The 20,184-nt window shown below is 56.2% G+C and carries 16 protein-coding genes and 1 pseudogene; 12 read left to right on the top strand and 5 right to left on the bottom strand.

The annotated features are described in order from the left end of the window. The 5 genes and pseudogenes from HMPREF2804_RS11125 to HMPREF2804_RS09075 all read left to right on the top strand — a co-directional run. Positions 1 to 1,144, top strand: a pseudogene (locus HMPREF2804_RS11125) (hypothetical protein); the annotation flags it as partial. Positions 1,145 to 1,485: 341 nt separating this feature from the next. Beyond that, on the top strand, positions 1,486 to 2,985 hold the full coding sequence (locus HMPREF2804_RS09090) for an amino acid permease (protein WP_070628010.1): 1,500 nt from the start codon (positions 1,486 to 1,488) through the stop codon (positions 2,983 to 2,985). A gap of 750 nt (positions 2,986 to 3,735) precedes the next feature. Then, on the top strand, positions 3,736 to 4,113 hold the full coding sequence (locus HMPREF2804_RS09085) for a DUF488 domain-containing protein (protein ID WP_070628008.1): 378 nt from the start codon (positions 3,736 to 3,738) through the stop codon (positions 4,111 to 4,113). Between the two features lie 42 nt (positions 4,114 to 4,155). Further along, positions 4,156 to 4,632, top strand: a complete 477-nt coding sequence (locus HMPREF2804_RS09080) for an NUDIX hydrolase (RefSeq protein WP_070628006.1) — start codon at positions 4,156 to 4,158, stop codon at positions 4,630 to 4,632. A gap of 160 nt (positions 4,633 to 4,792) precedes the next feature. After that, on the top strand, positions 4,793 to 5,338 hold the full coding sequence (locus HMPREF2804_RS09075) for an LOG family protein (protein WP_070450511.1): 546 nt from the start codon (positions 4,793 to 4,795) through the stop codon (positions 5,336 to 5,338). Between the two features lie 97 nt (positions 5,339 to 5,435). Here the strand turns inward: HMPREF2804_RS09075 and HMPREF2804_RS09070 are convergent, their stop codons facing one another. Continuing rightward, a complete protein-coding gene (locus HMPREF2804_RS09070; protein ID WP_070628004.1) occupies positions 5,436 to 5,855 on the bottom strand; it encodes a hypothetical protein in 420 nt (139 codons plus the stop codon). A 36-nt stretch (positions 5,856 to 5,891) separates the two neighbouring features. Here HMPREF2804_RS09070 and HMPREF2804_RS09065 point away from each other — a divergent pair, with 36 nt between their 5' ends. Next, entirely contained in the window at positions 5,892 to 6,566 is a 675-nt protein-coding gene (locus HMPREF2804_RS09065) for a pyroglutamyl-peptidase I (protein WP_070628001.1), read from the top strand. Between the two features lie 109 nt (positions 6,567 to 6,675). Here the strand turns inward: HMPREF2804_RS09065 and pgi are convergent, their stop codons facing one another. Next, complete coding sequence (gene pgi, locus HMPREF2804_RS09060; RefSeq protein WP_070627999.1) at positions 6,676 to 8,346, bottom strand: glucose-6-phosphate isomerase; 1,671 nt, start codon at positions 8,344 to 8,346, stop codon at positions 6,676 to 6,678. A gap of 408 nt (positions 8,347 to 8,754) precedes the next feature. Between pgi and HMPREF2804_RS09055 the strand changes: the two genes are divergently transcribed. The 6 genes from HMPREF2804_RS09055 to dapC all read left to right on the top strand — a co-directional run bounded on the left by HMPREF2804_RS09055 (position 8,755) and on the right by dapC (position 17,590). Beyond that, positions 8,755 to 10,926: an acyltransferase family protein gene (locus HMPREF2804_RS09055; RefSeq protein WP_070627997.1), complete on the top strand. Its 2,172-nt coding sequence runs from the start codon at positions 8,755 to 8,757 to the stop codon at positions 10,924 to 10,926. 158 nt (positions 10,927 to 11,084) lie between these two features. Then, a complete protein-coding gene (locus tag HMPREF2804_RS09050) occupies positions 11,085 to 11,981 on the top strand; it encodes an NAD(+) diphosphatase (protein ID WP_246824230.1) in 897 nt (298 codons plus the stop codon). A 206-nt stretch (positions 11,982 to 12,187) separates the two neighbouring features. Beyond that, the gene (gene typA / locus HMPREF2804_RS09045) at positions 12,188 to 14,098 is read left to right on the top strand and encodes a translational GTPase TypA (RefSeq protein ID WP_048752998.1); all 1,911 of its coding nucleotides are present in this window, start codon (positions 12,188 to 12,190) and stop codon (positions 14,096 to 14,098) included. 134 nt (positions 14,099 to 14,232) lie between these two features. Then, positions 14,233 to 15,612: a PIG-L family deacetylase gene (locus HMPREF2804_RS09040; RefSeq protein WP_070450494.1), complete on the top strand. Its 1,380-nt coding sequence runs from the start codon at positions 14,233 to 14,235 to the stop codon at positions 15,610 to 15,612. 323 nt (positions 15,613 to 15,935) lie between these two features. Further along, positions 15,936 to 16,256 carry a ferredoxin gene (fdxA, locus tag HMPREF2804_RS09035; protein WP_004005129.1) on the top strand — a complete coding sequence of 107 codons (321 nt, stop codon included), beginning with the start codon at positions 15,936 to 15,938 and terminating at the stop codon, positions 16,254 to 16,256. 176 nt (positions 16,257 to 16,432) lie between these two features. Next, positions 16,433 to 17,590 carry a succinyldiaminopimelate transaminase gene (gene dapC, locus HMPREF2804_RS09030; RefSeq protein WP_070627993.1) on the top strand — a complete coding sequence of 386 codons (1,158 nt, stop codon included), beginning with the start codon at positions 16,433 to 16,435 and terminating at the stop codon, positions 17,588 to 17,590. A 102-nt stretch (positions 17,591 to 17,692) separates the two neighbouring features. Here dapC and HMPREF2804_RS09025 read toward each other — a convergent pair whose 3' ends face one another. Genes HMPREF2804_RS09025 through HMPREF2804_RS09015 form a run of 3 tightly spaced genes read right to left on the bottom strand, consistent with a single transcriptional unit; the run spans position 17,693 to position 20,177 of the window. Beyond that, a complete protein-coding gene (locus HMPREF2804_RS09025; protein ID WP_070620999.1) occupies positions 17,693 to 18,628 on the bottom strand; it encodes an amino acid ABC transporter permease in 936 nt (311 codons plus the stop codon). Beyond that, positions 18,625 to 19,308 carry an amino acid ABC transporter permease gene (locus tag HMPREF2804_RS09020; RefSeq protein ID WP_048754175.1) on the bottom strand — a complete coding sequence of 228 codons (684 nt, stop codon included), beginning with the start codon at positions 19,306 to 19,308 and terminating at the stop codon, positions 18,625 to 18,627. Before HMPREF2804_RS09020 ends, HMPREF2804_RS09025 begins: the two co-directional genes overlap by 4 nt. A gap of 20 nt (positions 19,309 to 19,328) precedes the next feature. Then, positions 19,329 to 20,177: a glutamate ABC transporter substrate-binding protein gene (locus HMPREF2804_RS09015; RefSeq protein WP_070627991.1), complete on the bottom strand. Its 849-nt coding sequence runs from the start codon at positions 20,175 to 20,177 to the stop codon at positions 19,329 to 19,331. Positions 20,178 to 20,184: the final 7 nt, after the last annotated feature.

The following is a 20,184-nucleotide window of genomic DNA, read 5'->3' as shown; positions in this document are numbered from 1 at the left end:
GCCCGGTCAGCCTGGTCAGCCCGGTCAGCCTGGTCAGCCTGGTACCCCTGGTCAGCCCGGTCAGCCTGGTCAGCCCGGCCAGCCTGGTCAGCCCGGTCAGCCTGGTACCCCCGGTGAGCCCGGTGAGCCCGGCCAGCCCGGCACCCCCGATCCCAGCCTCCCCGATAACAACAAGGGTGGTGGCGACTGGAACATCGGTGGCGGCGGCTACTACGAAGGTGACTTCAACCTCAACGGTCACTACCAAGGTGGCTGGGACTTTGGCGCAACCGTTCCCGGATGGGGCCAGTGGGACAACGGCGGTGACGACTGCTTCCAAGGCGGCGGTAATTTTTTTCAGGTAACTCCTGGGGAAAATAATGCCGTAACGCCTGCACCTAACGGTCACGGCGGTCTTGGTTGGGTAGGCGATAACGCTACTCCTAACACCCCAGGTAATGCTGGAAATACGCCCGCACCTAATGGTCAGGGCGGTCTCGGTCAGGTTGGTGGCAACACCGCCACCGAAACTGAACAGGCTACCGGAAGCGAAAGCCAGGGTGCACAGTTCGGTCAGCTGAGCGAGAGCTACACTCGCACTTCTGAAGGCGAAATCCTCCAGGAGCAGCAGCGTCATCAAGATCATGGCGGACTGGGCCTGACTGCTGATAACGATTCCGACAACGGTCGGGGTGGTTTGGGTCAGACCGGTGACAACCGGGCTCCCCAGCATCAGGGTACTGTGACCATCAGCAACGATGTCGATATTGACCTCAACGCTGGCGCGGTATCCCGCGGTAGCGAGGCCGTGAACACCAATGCTTCTGAAGATGTTAATGGTGGCGGCGCCGGTCTTGTTGGCAACGGTTCTGAGAATAACAATGGTGGCGGCGCTGGCCTCGTCGGCAATGCTCCCAATGTTAATGGCGGTGGCGCCGGTCTCGTTGGCGATAACGGCAACGGCGGTTCCGCACAGGTGAACGGCGGCGGCAACGCAGCTGTTAACCAGGCCACTCAGGCAGACAACGGTAGCTCCGCGAGCTCCCAGAAGTCAGGAAGCTTGGCACACACCGGTGTCAGTGGCGTTCTGTTCGCCGCTGGGCTGGGTCTGCTCTCCCTGATGACCGGACTTGTGGTTCTGCTGACTCGCCGCAACAAGGCCTAATTAACGACGAATTGTCGTTATAGAGGTTACAAATTCGGGGTGGGTATCTCTCTCATGAGGTATCCACCCCGTTTTTGTGCGTAAAGACGGTTATTGCCTAGAGGGGGGGGCAGTGCACATACAGCTTTCGAAGTGGCGTAGCACGTATGAGAGATGTAGTATTAGAGCTTGATTAGAAAAATTTAGGCATCATTAGAAATACTTCAGGATGCCGTAACGGCGTTTCTTCAGAGGATACGCACATAAGATCTTCCGGCTTAGATATTGAGGGAACACCAGGAGAAAGCTGATGGCTGTGTGACACCCGCATATCTGGGAAGTTTCAGAATAGAGAGAAAACAATGGCACAAACTTCACAACAGTCTTCGTCAGCATCGGATGCGAGTGATGCTGCTGCAGATACTGATCTGAAACGCGGTCTTTCGGCACGTCATATGCAGATGATCGCCATCGGCGGCGCTATCGGCACCGGTCTGTTTGTTGCATCCGGCAAAACTATCTCTACCGCCGGGCCGGGCGGCGCTATCGTTGCTTACGGGCTGATCGGTATTATGGTGCTGTTCCTCATGCAGTCTCTGGGTGAGATGGCAGCGCATCTGCCCGTCCCAGGTTCGTTTCAAACCTACGCAACACGTTACGTTTCATCATCCTTCGGGTTTGCCATGGGGTGGAACTACTGGTTTAACTGGGCAATCACCGTCGCGGCCGAGCTTGTAGCGGTCGGGGAAGTGATGAAGTATTGGCTTCCTGAAACTCCCTCGTGGGTGTGGGCGGGCATCTTCTTAGTTCTCTTGACGGGGCTTAATACTCTTTCTGCCAAAGCCTACGGTGAGGGCGAATTCTGGCTTGCCACTATTAAGGTGGTCACCGTTATTGTGTTCTTAATTGCGGGAATCGCGATGATCTTCGGGGTTCTCGGAGGTGCATCACCGGGTACCTCAAACTGGACCACGGGCGAAGCTCCTTTTGTAGGCGGGCCCGTCGCTATTTTCGCTATCTTCATGGTCGCCGGGTTCTCCTTCCAGGGTACCGAGATGATCGGTATTGCCGCCGGAGAATCCAAGAACCCCCGTCGCGATGTGCCGCGCGCACTCACCAGCGTATTCTGGCGCATCATGCTGTTCTATATCGGTGCCATGGTGGTTATAGGATTCCTTATTCCTTACACCGATCCGAATCTGCTCACCGCAGCCGAAGGCGATATTAACATTTCTCCCTTCACCCTTATCTTTGAACGCGCTGGTATTGCCTTCGCCGCTGCAGCAATGAACGCCGTGATTCTTACCGCTGTGCTCTCTGCAGGTAACTCGGGCCTCTATGTCTCGGCACGCATGTTGTTCTCACTCGCGCAGGAGGGTAAAGCCCCCAAGATTTTCACGAAGGTCAATAAGGGGGGCGTGCCGATGCCCGCCCTCATGGCAACTTCCGCCGTGGGAGCTATCGGATTTATCGCCTCCGTTATTTCGCCGGATGCGGCCTACTTGTGGCTAGTTAATGTTTCGGGTCTAGCCGGTTTCATTACCTGGGTTGGTATCGCGGTGGCGCACTATAGGTTCCGCCGCGCCTACATGCGGCAGGGGCATAGCCTTAACGATCTTCCCTATACGGCGCCCTTCTTCCCGGTGGGGCCGATTATTGCCTTCATTATGTGTCTGCTGGTGATCGGTGGGCAGAACTACGAGGCGATCCTTGCGGGAGACTGGGTGGGCGTGATGAGCTCATATATAGGCCTGCCGGTCTTTGTGGCAGTTTGGGCTATTCACGCTATCGTAACCCGCGACCGTTTGATTCCGCTGGAACAGGTGGACGTCTCGGGTCTTGAGGTTAAAACGGGCAAGTAATTTCGGCGAACGGAATTATCAATAAAAAGACCGCCGGAGGAATATCGTGAGGTATTCCCCGGCGGGTTTTATTGCTATAAAATCACATTTTGATAAAGAGTTTCACGGTAAACTATTATGTGGTAGTACCATTTTTTAACGGTATATATGTTTCAACTCCGTGGGTAAATATAAAGATATAATAAAGTTTGCCCGAAATGCTTTACCTCCGTGTTGTGAGCAGGGTATGTTTGTAAAGACATAGAACGTTCACTATTGTGAACCTTCTCTTATGTACGATATGAAGTTTCCTGACCTTTGGTTCGTGCATGCGTAGGTTTACGGCCGGTTAAGCCTTATGTGAGCGCTCTATGAGAATACCCCGTAAGGTATCGTCGGGGATGTATAGATTCGTTTGAAGCACTCACTGTTTTCAGGGGATGTGCCCTCTGGGAAAAAGCACAGACATGAATGCTCAAGCTAGGATAAGACCCCCGTAGCGTGTTTAGGGTAGAGGCACGGCGGGGGTCTAAGCCTGCCCGGCGGGAATTGATGTGAACGCACTAAAACTGGGGATTTAGACGCGGCAGTATTTTCTTTTGATGATGAAAATTTTTATATATACTCCACAATAAAATTAGAAAATACTTTCGTCCGGAAAATATCATATATCGAGCATGTAGTTATACATCGATAATGTACATATCCTGGCGGGCCACATATCTTAACGTTAGGTGTACCAGGCAGATTCTCCGGCGTAGGATTGGCACTATGGATATAGTTATTAAGCGCATATATGAAGAGCCTTCCTCGGATGACGGATACCGGGTACTCGTTGATAGGCTTTGGCCGCGCGGAGTCTCAAAAGATAAGGCTCATCTTGATGAATGGGCGAAGGACTTAGCTCCTTCGACGGAGGCTCGCCGAGATTTTGGGCATAAACCAGAGAATTTTGAATCCTTCAAACAACGCTATCTGAGCGAGCTTGACAGTAATGCCGAGGTACACCCTGAGCTTGAGCGTATGGTTGCGGGTGCGCAGAAGCTCCAGTCCTCTCGCGTTACGCTTTTGTATGGTGCTAAGAGCCCGACCTGCAACCATGCAGTCATTCTGCGTGATTACCTCATAGACCAGCTGAAGAGCCTCTGAAATTTTGGCTGATACGCGCTGTACATAAGCTACTGTAGAAAGATGGTTGATGAACATCCCGCAATTGATACAGCACAGAGAATTGTGCACGTTTCTGCAGTGGTAATCCGCAATCACGCCGGGCACGTACTGACCGTGCGTAAAGCCGCCTCACATGGGTTTATGATGCCCGGAGGTAAACCCGATGCGGGGGAGAGCCCTCTGCATGCGGCGGTGCGTGAGGTTACTGAAGAGCTGGGATTTGCGCCGGATCCTGCCCAGATGGTATACCTTGGCAAGTTTGATGCCCCCGCCCTGAACGAAAGCGGATTCGTGGTACGGGCCGAAACTTTTGAGTATGTGCCGCATCCGCAAGAGGAAAAGATACTTGAGCAGCTGAGCCCGCATGCCGAAATTGCTGAATTACGTTGGGTAGACCCCGCAGCGGACTATACCGATCAGGCACCTCTGAATACCGAGCGTATCTTCCCGCTTATCTGCAGAATAAGTCCTGGCGAAACGCCATCGGTGCCGCTGTGAATCCGCTGAAAATATGCGCGATATGAGCGATAAGGCTTGCGCTCGGCTGCGCGGGGGCGGTAGGGTGCATAGGGATAAATCACCCGTAAAAATTTTACGTTGACGCACGCGTTCCGCGCACCGTCGCGTGTATGAACGCATCCGATGAAAGAAGCAGAACATGAGAGATAGTTTTAACCTTGCCGTGTATTGCGGCGCTACTATGGGCAATGACCCCGATTTTGCCGCCTGCGCCCGTGAGTTGGGAACCCTATGCGCAAAACGTGGCGTGGGGGTAGTTTATGGAGGCGGCCGCACCGGTCTGATGGGAACCGTCGCGGGCGCGACCCTGGATGCGGGCGGCAAAGTCTACGGCGTGGTCACCCACCAGCTCGTGGAGTGGGAGGGCGTGTACCCCGGGCAGACAACCCTCGATATTGTCGATACCATGCATCAGCGTAAGATCGCCATGATTAATAAGGCCGACGCCTTCGTTGCGATGCCCGGTGGCCCCGGAACCTTGGAAGAATTTTTCGAGGTATTTAGCTGGCAATTCCTCAAGATTCACACGAAGCCTGTGGCGCTCCTGAATGTTAATGGGTACTGGGATAAGCTCGTTGAGGCGATGCAATATATGGCCAGCACTGAGCTTTTGCGGCCTTCGTATCTGGAACGTTTGATTGTTGTTGACACTCCCGAAGAGCTTATGAAGGTGCTTAGGAAATAGCCCGTTGAAGTTCTGGAGAACCTAGCCCTTTACATGCCCGTAGCCTGAGTGCTGCGGGCGTTTTTGCATCACCCGTCGGTAGGGGGCGTGGACGCGTCTAGTTTTTACCGCGCGCCCTGCTCAGAAGCGAAGAAAGCGGCAGAATATGCACAATAATCCATACGGGCGTGAGCGTCATCATAAGCATATAGAGAACCCGAATCAGGGACTCCATGTGAGGGTCTTCTGAGAGCATGCCCAGATAGACCGTCAACCCCAGTACCGCGCCAGTGGTGAGTGTCAAATAGAGCAATGCCCACAGCACTTCGGAGCGGCTGGCGTGCCCGCGACCGAGTGTGTAGAAGCGGTAAAACCGCCCCACCGCCTGAAGGAACGAGGCACCTTCTAACGCCTGTGCGGGTTCACGAACAGCGGCTAGCGCCTCCTGCTCATCATCAACGCCGATTTCGCGCAGGGCATCGGGGGTATCCTGGAGAAGAAAAACGGGTTCTTCTTCGTGACGGTGTGTGCGTGCCATACCTCTAGGGTACCCGACGACGTGTAAAGGACAACGATGACAAAGACCCTTCTCATCACCTATTTCGGTCCGTTTCCCGGCGTGAGCGTGAACCCGAGCGGGGTAACAGCGCGGCAGGTGGCTGATGTACTTGCCGACGACTCTGCGGTACGGGTTGTAACCCGTGAGGTTCCGGTGAGCTATGCGGGTTCTTCAGAAGCTTTAGGGGAGATGCTGACCGATATTCGCCCGGATGCGGTGCTCAGCTTGGGCGTGGCAGTCGGACGGGATAAGGTGAGCTTTGAGAGGGTTGCTATCAACCTGGACTCCGCCGATATTGAGGATAATGACGGTGTGGTGCGTGTGGATGAGGCGATTACCCCGGATGGACGCGAAGCGTATTTTTCGACCCTGCCGGTGCGGGCAAGCTATGAGCGTTTGCGCGGTGTGGGGCTACCGGTTGAGATTTCGTACACCGCCGGAACCTATGTGTGCAACCACGTATTTTATGAGGTACACCGTATTCTGGAACGCCAGGGGCGGCGGATTCCTGCGGGGTTTGTGCATATTCCCGCCACGCAAGTCGATCATGAGCCCTCTGACGCACAGACAACGTTTACTGCACATGCCGATGCTGGGGGAGTAGAAGGCGAATCGGTGCCTACTCTGCCTGAGTCGGTGGTTGCGCGCATCGTGGCGGAGCTGGTGCGCGATACCCTCAAGGTTATGTAGGCTCATTCATGCCGTAGAACTGGGAAGACGAACGAAAGCGGCGGTTAAAACGCGGTGCCCCCGATCAGACATTCATCGGGGGTACCGCGCATATTAGCCTAGGGCACTGCTACTTGCGGTGCTTAAGGTAGTAGTCGATCAGGGATGCGGTCGAAGAATCCTGGCGTGCCAGAACCTCGCGGTCGCCTTTGATAGCGGGCACCAGATCGAGCGCCAGCTTCTTGCCGAGTTCGACGCCCCACTGGTCGAAGGAATCGATACCCCACACGATACCCTGCACAAAGGTGATGTGCTCATAGAGGGCAATCAGCTCGCCCAGCACACGCGGGGTCAGGCGGGAGGTTATGATAGAGGTCGAAGGACGGTTGCCGCTGAAGATACGGGCGTTTACCACATGCTCGGCGGTACCTTCGGCACGTACCTCATCCTCGGTCTTGCCGAAGGCGAGCGCCTGAGTCTGTGCGAAGAAGTTTGCGAGGAAGAGCTCGTGCACATCCTGCTCGCCATCCTTGGTGGGGTGAGCCGGGTTGGCGAAGGCCAGGAAGTCCGCAGGGATAAGGCGGGTGCCCTGGTGGATAAGCTGGTAGAAAGCGTGCTGACCGTTGGTGCCGGGCTCGCCCCAGAAAACCTCGCCCGTGGAGTAGTCCACGAAGGAACCGTCGGCGCGCACGGATTTACCGTTGGACTCCATGGTAAGTTGCTGCAGATAGGCGGGAAAACGGTGCAGGTACTGGTCGTAGGGTAGAACCGCGTGGGTTTCGGCACCCAAGAAGTTCACGTACCATACGTTAAGCAAGCCCATGAGTACGGGCACGTTCTTTTCAAAGGGCGCAGTGCGGAAGTGCTCGTCCATGGCGTGGAAGCCCGCGAGGAATTCTTCGAATACCTTCGGGCCGAAGACGATGGCCAGCGAGGTACCGATCGCCGAGTCTACGGAGTAGCGACCGCCTACCCAGTCCCAGAAGCCGAAAGCATTTTCGGGGTCAATGCCGAAGGCAGCAACCTTATCGAGCGCGGTTGAAACGGCGATAAAGTGCTTAGCCACGGCTTCTTCTGCGGTTTTTCCCTGCAGGGCGTTCGCCTCGCCAAGCGCGGTGAGCAGCCAGTCGCGTGCCACACGAGCGTTGGTCAGGGTTTCTAGGGTGCCGAAGGTCTTCGAAGCAACGATGAACAGGGTAGTTTCGGGGTCAAGATCAGAAACTTTTTCGGCAACATCGGTCGGGTCGATATTTGAGATGAACCGTGCGGAAATCCCGGCATCGGCGTAAGGCTTAAGCGCCTCGTACACCATCACGGGACCAAGGTCAGAACCGCCAATACCAATATTCACCACGGTCTCGATGCGCTTGCCGCTCACGCCGGTCCACTCGCCCGAACGCACACGATCGGCAAAAGCGTAAATCTTGTTCAGAACGGCGTGAACATCGCTATCGACATCCTGCCCATCAACAATGAGGGCGGGGGAGTAGCCTTTGGGGCGGCGCAGCGCGGTGTGCAGAACCGCGCGGTCCTCGGTCACGTTAATGTGTTCGCCAGTGAACATAGCATCGCGGCGTTCGGCGAGGTTCACCTCTTCGGCGAGTTTGAGCAAAAGCTGCACGGTCTCTTCGGTGATGAGGTTCTTCGAGAGGTCTACGTGCAGGTCTGCGGCATCAAAACTAAATTTCTGGGCGCGGGAAGGATCCTGCTCGAACCAGGCTCGCAAATTCGGAGTGAGCGATGCTTTGTGCTGGGTTAGTGCTGACCACGCGCTGGTGGTCGTCGGGTTCGTAATAGTCATGGTTCTTATTTTCTCTCTTTCAACCCGGTGATGTCACCTTTATACAGGCGTTTACCTGAAGGTTTTGCGCGTTCTTGCGCTTTTGGTGACCACAACGTTTGGGTGCGGTGCATAATTCCCGCCAGGCATTATCCCATGAACGGCGCGCATTGGAGGGGAGATTTTACGAATCCTCAGGGTGCCCTCAAGGGTTAGCAAACCGTCCCCTAAATGTACACGAAAACGCGCGTACATTTGGGAGAATACCGGTGGTAGACTGGGGACGTCTTTATAGACCTGCCTCGGTGCATCCGGTAATGCGGGCACGAGCGATGCCGACTTTCGTATAGCGTGCGTGGAAGTTCTCGACGGCGCTGTGCATCATGAAAACTCACTCATAACTCACACATTCACTCCAGGATATTGTTTATGCCTATAAACCCGCTGCGGGGAATTCGTGTACCCGCTGCAGAGCATACCCCGCCGTATGAATCGTTCCTAGATTCTCGCGGATTCCGCCCCGAAATTCAGGGTTTGCGCGCCTTCGCCGTGCTTCTCGTGGTGCTTTACCACGTATGGATCGGCAAAGTCTCCGGCGGTGTGGATGTTTTTCTCTTCATCTCGGCTTTCTTGCTTTCGCTCTCGTTCATGCGGAAAATCAACGAGGGCAAACCGCTGAACCTGCTGGCCTACTGGACTCATGTGTTCGCGCGCCTGTTGCCTGCTGCAGCCGTGGTGATTGTGCTGACTCTTGCGGCTTCCTTAGCTATCTTGCCAGCGCTGTATTGGAACGCGCGCGCCGTTGATGCCCAAGCCTCGCTGTTTTACTACCAGAACTGGAACCTGGCGAACGGTGCGGTTAATTATTTTGCTCAGGGTATAAGCGATAAATCGCCCTTCCAGCATTTCTGGTCGCTCTCGATTCAGGGACAAATTTTCCTGCTCTGGCCGATACTTTTCGCGGTGGCTGCGTTTCTCGTGCATCGGGTACGCTTCAAGCCCGTACCCGCGGCGGTAACGGTATTCGGCACTGTATTCATGACCTCGTTTGCCTTCTCAATCTGGGAGACAAAGCAGATTTCCGCCTATGCATATTTTGATACCCGCCCCCGCCTGTGGGAGTTTGCGATTGGTACTCTGCTTGCGGTGATGACGCTGAAATGGAAGCCTCGCCATGTGAGAACCCGCGTGGTAATGGGATGGGCGGGAGCTCTGGGATTAGTAACCTGCGGCGCTGTTTTACCGGTTGAACGAACTTTCCCTGGCTACCTGGCGCTGTGGCCCGTGCTCTCCGGCGCGCTAGTGATGATCGCCGGGCGCACCGACCATAAATTCGCGATCGACCGTCTGCTAGTCTCCACGCCGTTGCAAAGCTTGGGCAATATTTCTTACGCCCTGTACCTAGTGCACTGGCCTTTACTCGTGCTCTACAGCGCTGCGGTTAATAAACCTCGCGTGAATTTTCTGGAAGGCACGGTGATTATCGCCGTTTCAATCGGTTTGGCATGGGTTTTGAGCACTTATATCGAGAAGCCGCTGCGCAGCCGATCCGGCGTATTTCTTGATAAAACGGTCTTGAAACTGCGCGTGACCACGATTTTCACCCCCGCTCTCTGGGTGAATCAGCTCGCCTATGTACTCGTGATTCTGCTGGTGATCGGAGCGCCCGTTCTGAGCGTTCGCACCTGGGCGCAGCAGCGCGATGCCACCGTGATCCAGAATACTGAAGAGCTGGTGAAAAATGACGAGGCAACATATCCAGGCGCCCGAGCAGTCGGCACGGATCAAATGTCGCGCGTATCAAAGCCTATTCCGCAGGATATCCCCATCTACGGCATGCTCGCTGACTGGGGAGAGGGATGCCCCGCACCCTTTACCCCCATGCATGAATCTCTGAATACATCCTGCGCCGTCAAACAGAACGGGGACGATTCGGCACCGCTCACCATTATTGTTGGCAGCTCGCACGCATTACAGATGACGGCTGCGTTCGAGCCTATCGCCCAGCGCACCGGCACCAATCAGATGAACCTTCTAGAGACAGGATGCCCCTACCCATTCGCAGCCCCCGAGGGCTACCTCAACGACCGTAAGAAACGCTGCATAGCGTTCTCACAGAACGCCACGGAAGAAATTCTGCGCCTTAAGCCGACGACCGTAGTGATTATCGCAACCACAACCGACACAAGCGCTGATGCCGAGACCGCAGACCCTGACCTCGACGAAACCCTGCGCGTCTTCACCGATGCGGGCATCCAGGTGATCGGTCTGCGCGATAACCCGCGATTTACCCAAGACATGTATGTGTGTGCGATTAGGGCTCAGGGGGATAAGAGCAGCTGTTCTGAACCCATTGAGCAGAAATATGGTGATAATCCCGCCGCACCAATTTTCGAGAAATATGCAGACCGTGGTGCCTATCTGCTCGATTTGAAGGATATCTACTGCCCTGACGATCTATGCCGCTCAGTGATCGGCAACGTATACGTGTACGCGGATACTAACCACCTCACCAAAGCCTTCGAACATACCCTCGCAGAGACAATATATGAGCGTGCCCTCGCCGCAGGCTGGAAGCCGGAAGGGCGCTCAGGGTCATAACTCTCAGGCCGCCGGGCTAGTGAATAGACTGCAGAGATACGCCCTCGCTTGTGCCAGATGAGCGGGGGCGCATCACGTGCGCAGATTTCGGGCAGATTTTAGGCATATCAGGCCGCATAGGCGGGGGAATGAAGGCTGCATGCGGTAGAGTGGAAACTATGAGCGTGCAGCAGAATCTTTACCTGGTTATTTCTCGACGTGGAGAAACCCTTATGAACCATAACGGAACCGTTCATTACCTGCCTGAAGCGCCACAAAACACCATCATCGAAACCAGCCTGGAACCTAAATTTAGAAAGCCCTCTGACCGGGAAGGCACCGATTACCATGCAGCCTACCTGGAGGATGAAGAACTGCTCGCGCTCGCAGAAGATCTCTCCCGAGCTAACACGGATGCGCCCATCACCGCATCGCAGAACGGGTTCTGGTTCTACCCCGTGCACAAAGACCCCGCCGGGCGCGCCCGCTACGCCGCCGCCCTTGCCAAGCGCGACTACCTTCTTGAAATGGAGTATTCCGCGTACTCGGGAGATCCCGCGCTGATCGACGGGGAACGCCAGGTGCGGCGCACCGCATCCGGCGAGCTCGTATTCCCGCGCATCGAACCGGCGGTTATGGCGCTCGTCCTCAGTCGCGACGGCGAACGGGTGCTGTTGGCGAATAACCGGCTCTGGCACGAAAACCGCTTCGCCCTCATCGCCGGGTTCGTGGACCCCGGCGAGAACCTCGAACAGGCAGTAGCCCGCGAAGTCTATGAAGAAACCGGGTTGCAGGCTCTCAACCTTGACTACCGCATGAGCGATGTGTGGCCCTTCCCGCGCTCGCTCATGATCTGCTACCGGGTAACGGTCGATGACACCCAACCCGTGGAACATCTAGACGGAGAAATCCGGGCCGCACGCTGGTTCACCGCGCCCGAGTTGGCGCAGGCTATCACCGAATCTGAAGCTATACGCCAGAAACAAGGAGTGCCCAAACTGGAGCTTCCTGGCACGAACGCGGTCGCCCGCCGCATGCTGGACGATTGGCTGCACGAGAAAAATGCCGGGTGCTGAGTCGAAGCCGACTAAAACCTGCGCCCAAGACAAACTAGGGCAAGTGGTACACTGGATAGGTAAGCCCGAGGCAGAGGCGCGTTTTGGCGCGCCCGCACGAGAACGCTCGGGCATGCACGCACTGATACCGCGTTGCGTATTTAAGCTTACGCATCTAACGCGGCGTGCCCCTAGTATCCCCTAGATTTAAGCGAGAAAAATTACGCATGTCTGAAAACACCGCTTCGCGCCCTGATTTGCGCAACGTGGCGATCGTGGCACACGTTGACCACGGCAAAACCACCATCGTGGATGCGATGCTCAAGCAGACCCACGCGTTCTCGGCGCACGCAGACGTCGAAGACCGCGTGATGGACTCCGGCGACCTTGAAAAGGAAAAAGGCATTACCATCCTCGCGAAGAACACCACCGTGTTCTACGATGGGCCCTCCGCGAACGGTGAAACCATCACCATCAACGTGATCGATACCCCCGGTCACGCCGACTTCGGCGGCGAAGTCGAACGCGGCCTTTCTATGGTCGATGGCGTGGTGCTGCTCGTGGACGCCTCTGAAGGCCCGCTGCCGCAGACCCGCTTCGTGCTGCGCAAGGCACTCGCCGCGAAGCTGCCCGTGATCCTGGTCGTGAACAAGGTGGACCGCCCGGATGCGCGCATCGACGAGGTCGTCAGCGAAACTATGGATCTGCTGCTTGGCTTGGCATCTGACCTGTCCGAGGAGGTGCCCGACCTTGACCTCGACAGCGTGCTGGATGTGCCGGTCGTCTACGCCTCCGGCAAAGCTGGCGCCGCATCGCTGAACCAACCCGCCGACGGCGCCCTGCCCGATAATGACGATTTGGAACCGCTGTTTAAGACCATTATCGAGCATGTGCCCGCCCCCACCTACAACCCTGATGAGGTGCTGCAGGCGCATGTGACCAACCTTGACTCTTCGCCGTTCCTGGGCCGTCTGGCGCTCGTGCGTATCTTCAACGGCACCCTCAAGAAGGGACAGACCGTAGCCTGGGCACGTCAAGATGGCGATATTAAGAACGTGCGTATCTCCGAGCTGCTGGCAACCAAAGCGCTCGAACGTGTTCCCGCCGAAGAAGCAGGTCCCGGCGAAATCGTGGCGGTCGCCGGTATCGAAGACATTACCATTGGTGAAACCCTGACCGACGCCGAAAACCCCAAGCCGCTGCCGCTTATTAAGGTGGACGACCCGGCGATCTCCATGACCATCGGTATTAACACCTCTCCGATGGCGGGCCGGGTCAAGGGTGCGAAGGTGACCGCACGCCAGGTCAAGGACCGTCTTGACCGCGAGCTTATCGGTAACGTCTCCATCAAGGTTCTGCCCACCCAGCGCCCGGATGCTTGGGAAGTTCAGGGCCGCGGCGAGCTTGCCCTCGCTATTTTGGTGGAGCAGATGCGCCGCGAGGGCTTCGAACTGACCGTGGGTAAACCGCAGGTAGTCACCAAAACCATCGACGGCAAACTGTACGAACCGATGGAACACATGATTATTGATGTGCCCGAAGAGCACCTGGGTGCCGTAACCCAGCTGATGGCGGCACGTAAGGGGCGCATGGAGAACATGTCGAACCACGGTACCGGCTGGGTGCGCATGGAATTTGCGGTACCCGCGCGCGGTCTGATTGGATTCCGCACCCAGTTCCTCACCGAAACCCGCGGCGCCGGTATCTCGTCGTCGTACTCGATCGACCCCGAACCCTGGGCTGGCGATATTGAGTACCGCACCAATGGCTCAATGATCGCCGACCGTGCCGGTGTGGTTACCCCTTACGCCATGATTAACCTGCAGGAGCGCGGCACCTTCTTCGTGGAACCGACCTCCGAAGTATACGAGGGCATGGTCGTGGGCATGAACTCTCGTGCGGACGATATGGAAGTGAATATCACCAAGGAAAAGAAGCTGACCAATATGCGTTCCTCCACCGCAGACAGCTTCGAGAATCTGACCCCGCCCAAGAAGCTCACGCTGGAAGAATGCCTTGAATTCGCCCGCGAAGACGAATGTGTGGAAGTCACTCCCGAAGCTATTCGCATCCGCAAGGTTATTCTGGATGCGAACGAGCGAGTGCGTGAATTCCGCCGTCGTGCCCGCGCCAACTAGGGTGCACAAGCATAGCTAACTGCCGGGAGCAGTACGGGCGTTTGTCGTCATGACAAGCAACGATGACCGTACCGCTCCCGGTTGTGGTTTAAGATATAGAAGAACTGTTCTTTGACAGAAGGTCACCTGACACTATGCCTGAAACTTCCGCGCCGCAGTACCCCGCCCAGGGGGAGCACCTGATGAAAAACGCGAAACGCGACCTACTGCCGAGCGGCTACACGCCCTCCGAGGCAGTGATGCTGTTCGTACACGCGCATCCAGACGACGAGACCACGGCAACAGGCGCAACGATGGCGTACTACGCCAAGAAGGGTGCCAAGGTACATTTGCTGACCCTCACCCGAGGCGAAATGGGAGAAGTCATTCCGCCGAAGCTGCAGCATCTTGAAGTGGGCAAACCCGGCAACAGCGACAACGGCGAGGCACTGGGGGAGTACCGCAGCGTTGAACTTAACAATGCGACGGCAAAGCTGGGTGTGCGCAAGCGTTTCTTCCTGGGCGAGGAACCCGCCACGGCGCCGGGCGCGCTCAACATCTACCGTGATTCCGGCATGGCGTGGGGCAAAGACGGTAAACCGGTGGCGAACCCGAAGGCGAGTGAAGATTCCTTGACCGCCCAGCCGATTGCCCCGCAGGCCGAGGCTATTGCTAATGCCATTCGCGATATTAAGCCCGATGTTCTGATCACCTATGACCTCGACGGGGGCTACGGGCACCCCGACCATGTGCGCACGCACCAGGCCGTGCTTGAAGCACTCAAAATCTTGGGCGATAGTAACGACCGCCCCATACTGACCTGGGGTATTGAAGGAGAATTCTCAGAACAGGATGCGCGCCAACAATGCGCTATCACCGGCTCAGTCGAGGCCAAACGTGAAGCGATGAAAGCCCACGGAACGCAGATCGTGGTCACCGGGGATACCACCTTTGAATTCTCAAACAAGGTAGAGCAGAAAATTTCGGCGGTTGAAACCTACCGCCTGCTCGACGGTAACGCACAGCGCAAAATTCCCGAAACCCCCACACAGGCAGGCATCGTATCGCTTCTGATAACGTGCATTCTTCTGGGAATCCTCGCAGGTATTGCGGGCTCAATCTACCACGCCTGGGTCATGTATACGGGCGAAACTCCGCTTCCTGTCGGGCTCGTGTTCGGCTTCGCCACCGTATTTTTTGCATCGCTGTGGGCTTCCCTCGCGCTACGTCGCGGCGGGGCAACGGTTATCACCGGTGCCTTCGCATTCCTGGTGATATATGCGCTTGCCTTTATGCGCCCGGATTCGCCCTTCGTACTGGTAAACCCGGACTACCCGCCGATTGGTTTATACGGCACACTATGGCTTTTGGGTACGCCCGTTATCTCTCTGCTTGCCTTTTTCGTCTTTACCCGTACCAAAGAAGGAAACGCCTTCTATAACACCCCGCGGCAGGTCCATTTGCGCCATAGCAGGGCCGAAGAGAAAGCGCGCCGAGCTCAAACGCTTAATAATTCTTCGCGCACTGCACCATAAGCTGTGATGAAGCTAAAGAATGACATAGAGGCGTCACGAAAAATGTTGTGATTAATATAACTTATTGGAATTTATATTTTAATTTATTGGCTCTGACTAGGGGAAATAATATTTACTCGCAGGAAAGCCTAGCCTAAAAAATGCCGACGAAGGGCTGCATTATGGCTGTCTGCTACGACACGAAAATCTGCTTAAATGCCCTGTGCAAGCTAGACTTATACACAGACTTCCACGAGGTCATAACCCTCGTGACGACGTGTGCCGGACGACGACCCTGCAGGATTACAGGGCAGGCACACGCTGCTAGGTTTAGAAAGGCACCCATGACTTACGTAATTGCACTGCCCTGCGTGGACGTGAAAGATCGCGCCTGCGTTGAGGAATGCCCCGTTGACTGCATCTACGAGGGTGACCGCACACTGTATATCCACCCCGATGAATGCGTGGACTGCGGAGCCTGCGAACCCGTCTGCCCCGTCGAGGCTATCTACTATGAAGATGACGTACCCGAAGAATGGTCCGAATACATTACCGCCAACGCCGAATTCTTCGACGACCTCGGCTCACCCGGCGGTGCCGCGAAGATGGGACCAACCGGTAAAGACGTACCCTTCATCGCTGCCCTACCACCGCAGGGGGAGTAGCTGGCGCATTCGGCGCACCCTCACGTTGAAAACTTAAGACAGGCTAAAGCCCCCGGATCTCGCACGCTGGGAACGGGGGCTTTGCCATACCCTCAGCACTCAAACGCGCGATACAATGACTACGCACGAAAGAACAGCCGGTATCTGCCGGTTTACAACGCCGCACAAGGAGAACCATGCGTGCCTACGGTCTAGATCTACCCGAATACCCCTGGGAAACCCTTATTCCCTACCGCAAACTTGCTGCCGAACATCCGGGTGGGACCATAGACCTCTCCATCGGCACCCCGGTCGATGACACCCCGCAGCTGATTCAGGATGCGCTCACCGTCGCATCCGACGCCCCCGGATACCCGACCACGCACGGAACTGTTGAACTGCGCCAGGCGATCGTAGACTGGTTTGCACGCCGCCGCGGGGTCACCGGGCTAAGCACCGACCAGGTGATGCCTACGGTTGGTTCCAAAGAACTTGTGGCGTGGCTTCCGTTTCTACTGGGACTAGGAACTGACCCCGGCACTCAAGAGCGCGATGTGGTGGTTTACCCGCGCGTGGCGTACCCAACCTACGATATGGGGGCTCGCTTCGCTGGCGCGCAGTCCGTGCCCGCAGATTCGCTTGATGAGCTGCCCGAAGATGTGCGCAGGCGTGTGCGACTGGTGTGGGTGAACTCGCCCGCCAACCCGAACGGCGTGGTGCGTGATGTTGCTGAGCTTCGCGAGATTGTGCGGCAGGCACGTGATATTGGTGCTGTGGTAGCCAGCGACGAATGCTATGCGGAACTCGGCTGGGGCGCGTGGGATGAAGCTCGCGGCGGTCAGCGGGTGCCCTCTATTCTTGATCCCCGCGTATGCGACGGCGACTTTACCGGGCTTTTCGCCGCATATTCACTCTCAAAACAGTCGAACCTGGCGGGGTACCGTGCCGCGTTTATTGCGGGTGATGCGCAGCTTATGCCTAACCTCATCAACTCCCGCAAGCACGCCGGGATGATTGTTCCCGCACCCGTGCAGCGTGCACTGATTGCCGCCTTGGGAGATGAAGCCCATGTGGCGGCGCAGAAAGATAAGTACCGCGCGCGCCGTGAGACGCTTCTCGCAGCTATTACCGCCGCAGGCGGGCGCGTCGAAAACTCTGAGGCTGGGTTGTACCTGTGGACCACTTTCGGCGAGGATACGTGGGCGTCTATCGAACGTTTGGCCAAGCTGGGAATCGTTGCGGGACCGGGGGTCTTCTACGGTGAAGACGGCGCCGGGTATGTGCGTATAGCGCTGACCGCATCCGATGAGGATATTGCGAAGGCGGCCGAGCGTCTGATGGCAAGCGCAGGGTAGGAAAACGCTGCAAAAAAATAAAACCACCTGAGAAATAAAGAAGCCCGGAACCTCCAGAGCAGGAAGTTCCGGGCATCTTCTATACCGGATGCGCACCTCCGATTATTTGCGTTTGCCGGGGAGCAAGAACATCTGGAGGGTGGGCGGATTCGGGTTATCGACCTCGCCGGGAACCAAGTCCACCTTGCGAACCTTCGAGGAAGTACGCGAGGCGAGGAACGAGGATAGCCAGGTTGCCAGCGCCGTGAGCGCGAAGTTCACGATGACGAAGAGCGCCGCCGCCAGCAGAAGGGTCTGCAACACGTTGCCGTCACCCGAACCGATGCGTCGTGCGGACGCCAGCAGCTCGGGGTAGGAAATAATGTACCCGAGCGCGGTGTCCTTGAGGATCACCACGAACTGGCTGAGCATCGAAGGCATCATGGAGTTGAAGGCCTGCGGCATAAGAATCGTGCGGAGGGTCTGACCGGGGGTCAGGCCAATCGCCAAGCCCGCCTCACCCTGACCGCGCGGCAGCTGTTTGACACCCGAACGTAGCAGCTCTGCAATCACGGATCCGTTATAGAAGGTCAAACCGATCACGACCGCTAGGAACGGCAGCTGCGAGGGGTTAATCCAGCTGAACCGGCTGAGGAACAGCCAGAAGAAAATCATCATCATCAGCACCGGAACGGCACGGAAGAACTCAACTACAATGGTGCCAAACCAACGAAGTACGCGGTTTTGCGCCAGACGTGCCATGCCGAAGACAACACCGAAAGCGATAGAGGTAATTACCGAAATACCCGCCGCCTGCAGGGTTGAAACTAGACCGGGCAGGTAGTAGGAACCCCAGGCTTTTGCGGTGAAGAGGTCGGTCCATTTTTCTGCCTCAAGCTGGCCCTTAGCGCCCATCACGCTCAGCACATAGACAGCGAACGCGATAAAAACCAGAATCGCCGCTATATTGAAGACACGGGTGCGAGCCTTCGCACGGGGACCGGGGGCGTCGAAGAGGACAGTGGTGCTTGTGGTTACATCAGAATTAAAGAATTTCATCGCTTCACCGCCAATTTACGTGAGGACCAGGTGGTCAGGATGCCTAAAGGCACCACAATCGCCACGAATCCCAGTGCGAAGATCAGGAAGATCGCTAAAACCATATTCGCATCGAACTCAATCATGGACTTCATCATGCCTGAGGCTTCGGCAACGGATGCTACCGATGCGACCGTCGTGTTCTTCGCCAATGCAATGAGCGTATTGCCCAGCGGAGTAATAGAGCCGCGCAATGCCTGCGGAAAAATAATCATGCGCGCAGTATCCATGAAGCCGAGGCCGATGGCACGAGCCGCCTCCGCCTGACCCGTGGGAACCGTGTTCACACCCGAACGGATTGCCTCACATACAAAAGATGCGTGATAGATCGACAGCACGATCACGGCGTACACGAAGAAGTTCGTCTCAAAATCGGTCGAGAACGACAGCTGAAACTGTGTCCACACGCCCAGTAACGCTAGAGTCATCAGAATCGTCAGCGGGGTGTTGCGGAATAAGTGTACATAGATCGTACCCGCCCAGCGTAGCGAGGGGACCGGGCTGATACGCATCAGCGCTAGGATCGCACCGAGTACGAAAGATCCGATCGCGGCCCAGAACGTTAGCTGAATATTCACCCAGAACGCGCCCACCACATCGTATTTGGCGAAGAGAGCGCCGAGTTGGTCAAAGAATGACATCGTTTTCCTCTCTTCCGTGCCTAAGCGCAGGACGCCGAAGGCTTTGGCGGATTCTTTTCGGTGTTGTAGCTGTAGCCGGTGCCGTCCGTGTGCTTCTTCACTAGGTTCTCCCAGGTGCCGTCTTCTACCATCTCGTTAATAGCCTTATTGATGGCTTCACACTTATCGGTACCCTTAGGCAGGCCAACACCGTACTTCTCAGTGGTGAATGTTTTGCCAACCAGCTTGAGTTTGCCCTTATTCGCCTTGGTCGCGGCAAGACCCGCAAGAATAATATCGTCGGTCGTCACCGCATCTACCACGCCGCCGTTAAGTGCGACCACGCAGTCCGAGTAGCTATTCTGCTTCACCAGGTTCACGTTTTTGGCGTAGGTATCCTGAATTTTTTTGGCGCTTGTCGAACCGGTCACCGAGCATAGGTTCTTTCCGTTCAGGCTATCGGGCCCGGTAATGCTCGTTTCATCGGCGCGCACGAGCAAATCCTGTCCGGCAACGTAGTACGGACCGGCAAAATCAACACTCTTCTTACGGCTGTCGCTAATGGAATAGGTCGCCAGAATCATATCGACCTGACCGTTGGAAAGCATATTCTCACGGTTAGCACTGGGGGACTCTACGAACTCGATCTGATCTTCCGAATAGCCGAGTTTACCAGCAATGTAGCGCGCCACATCTACGTCAAAACCGGTGTAATCCTGACCGTCCTGGTAGCCCAAGCCAGGCTGATCGTACTTAATGCCGATGCGAATCTTAGGTTTAGAGTCCGAGGCGCTGGAGCACCCGGTCAGCGTGAAACCGAGGGCAAGCGCAGCTGCGGCACTTGCGGCGAAAAACTTGGTGGCGGCGCGGTTAAAGAATGATTTTTTCATGGCACAC

Origin of the sequence: Rothia sp. HMSC065G12 (assembly GCF_001811455.1) — a bacterium.
Lineage (GTDB): Bacteria > Actinomycetota > Actinomycetes > Actinomycetales > Micrococcaceae > Rothia > Rothia dentocariosa.
Note: the sequence above shows the minus strand (reverse complement) of the source record. Positions and strands in the feature narration are given on the sequence as shown.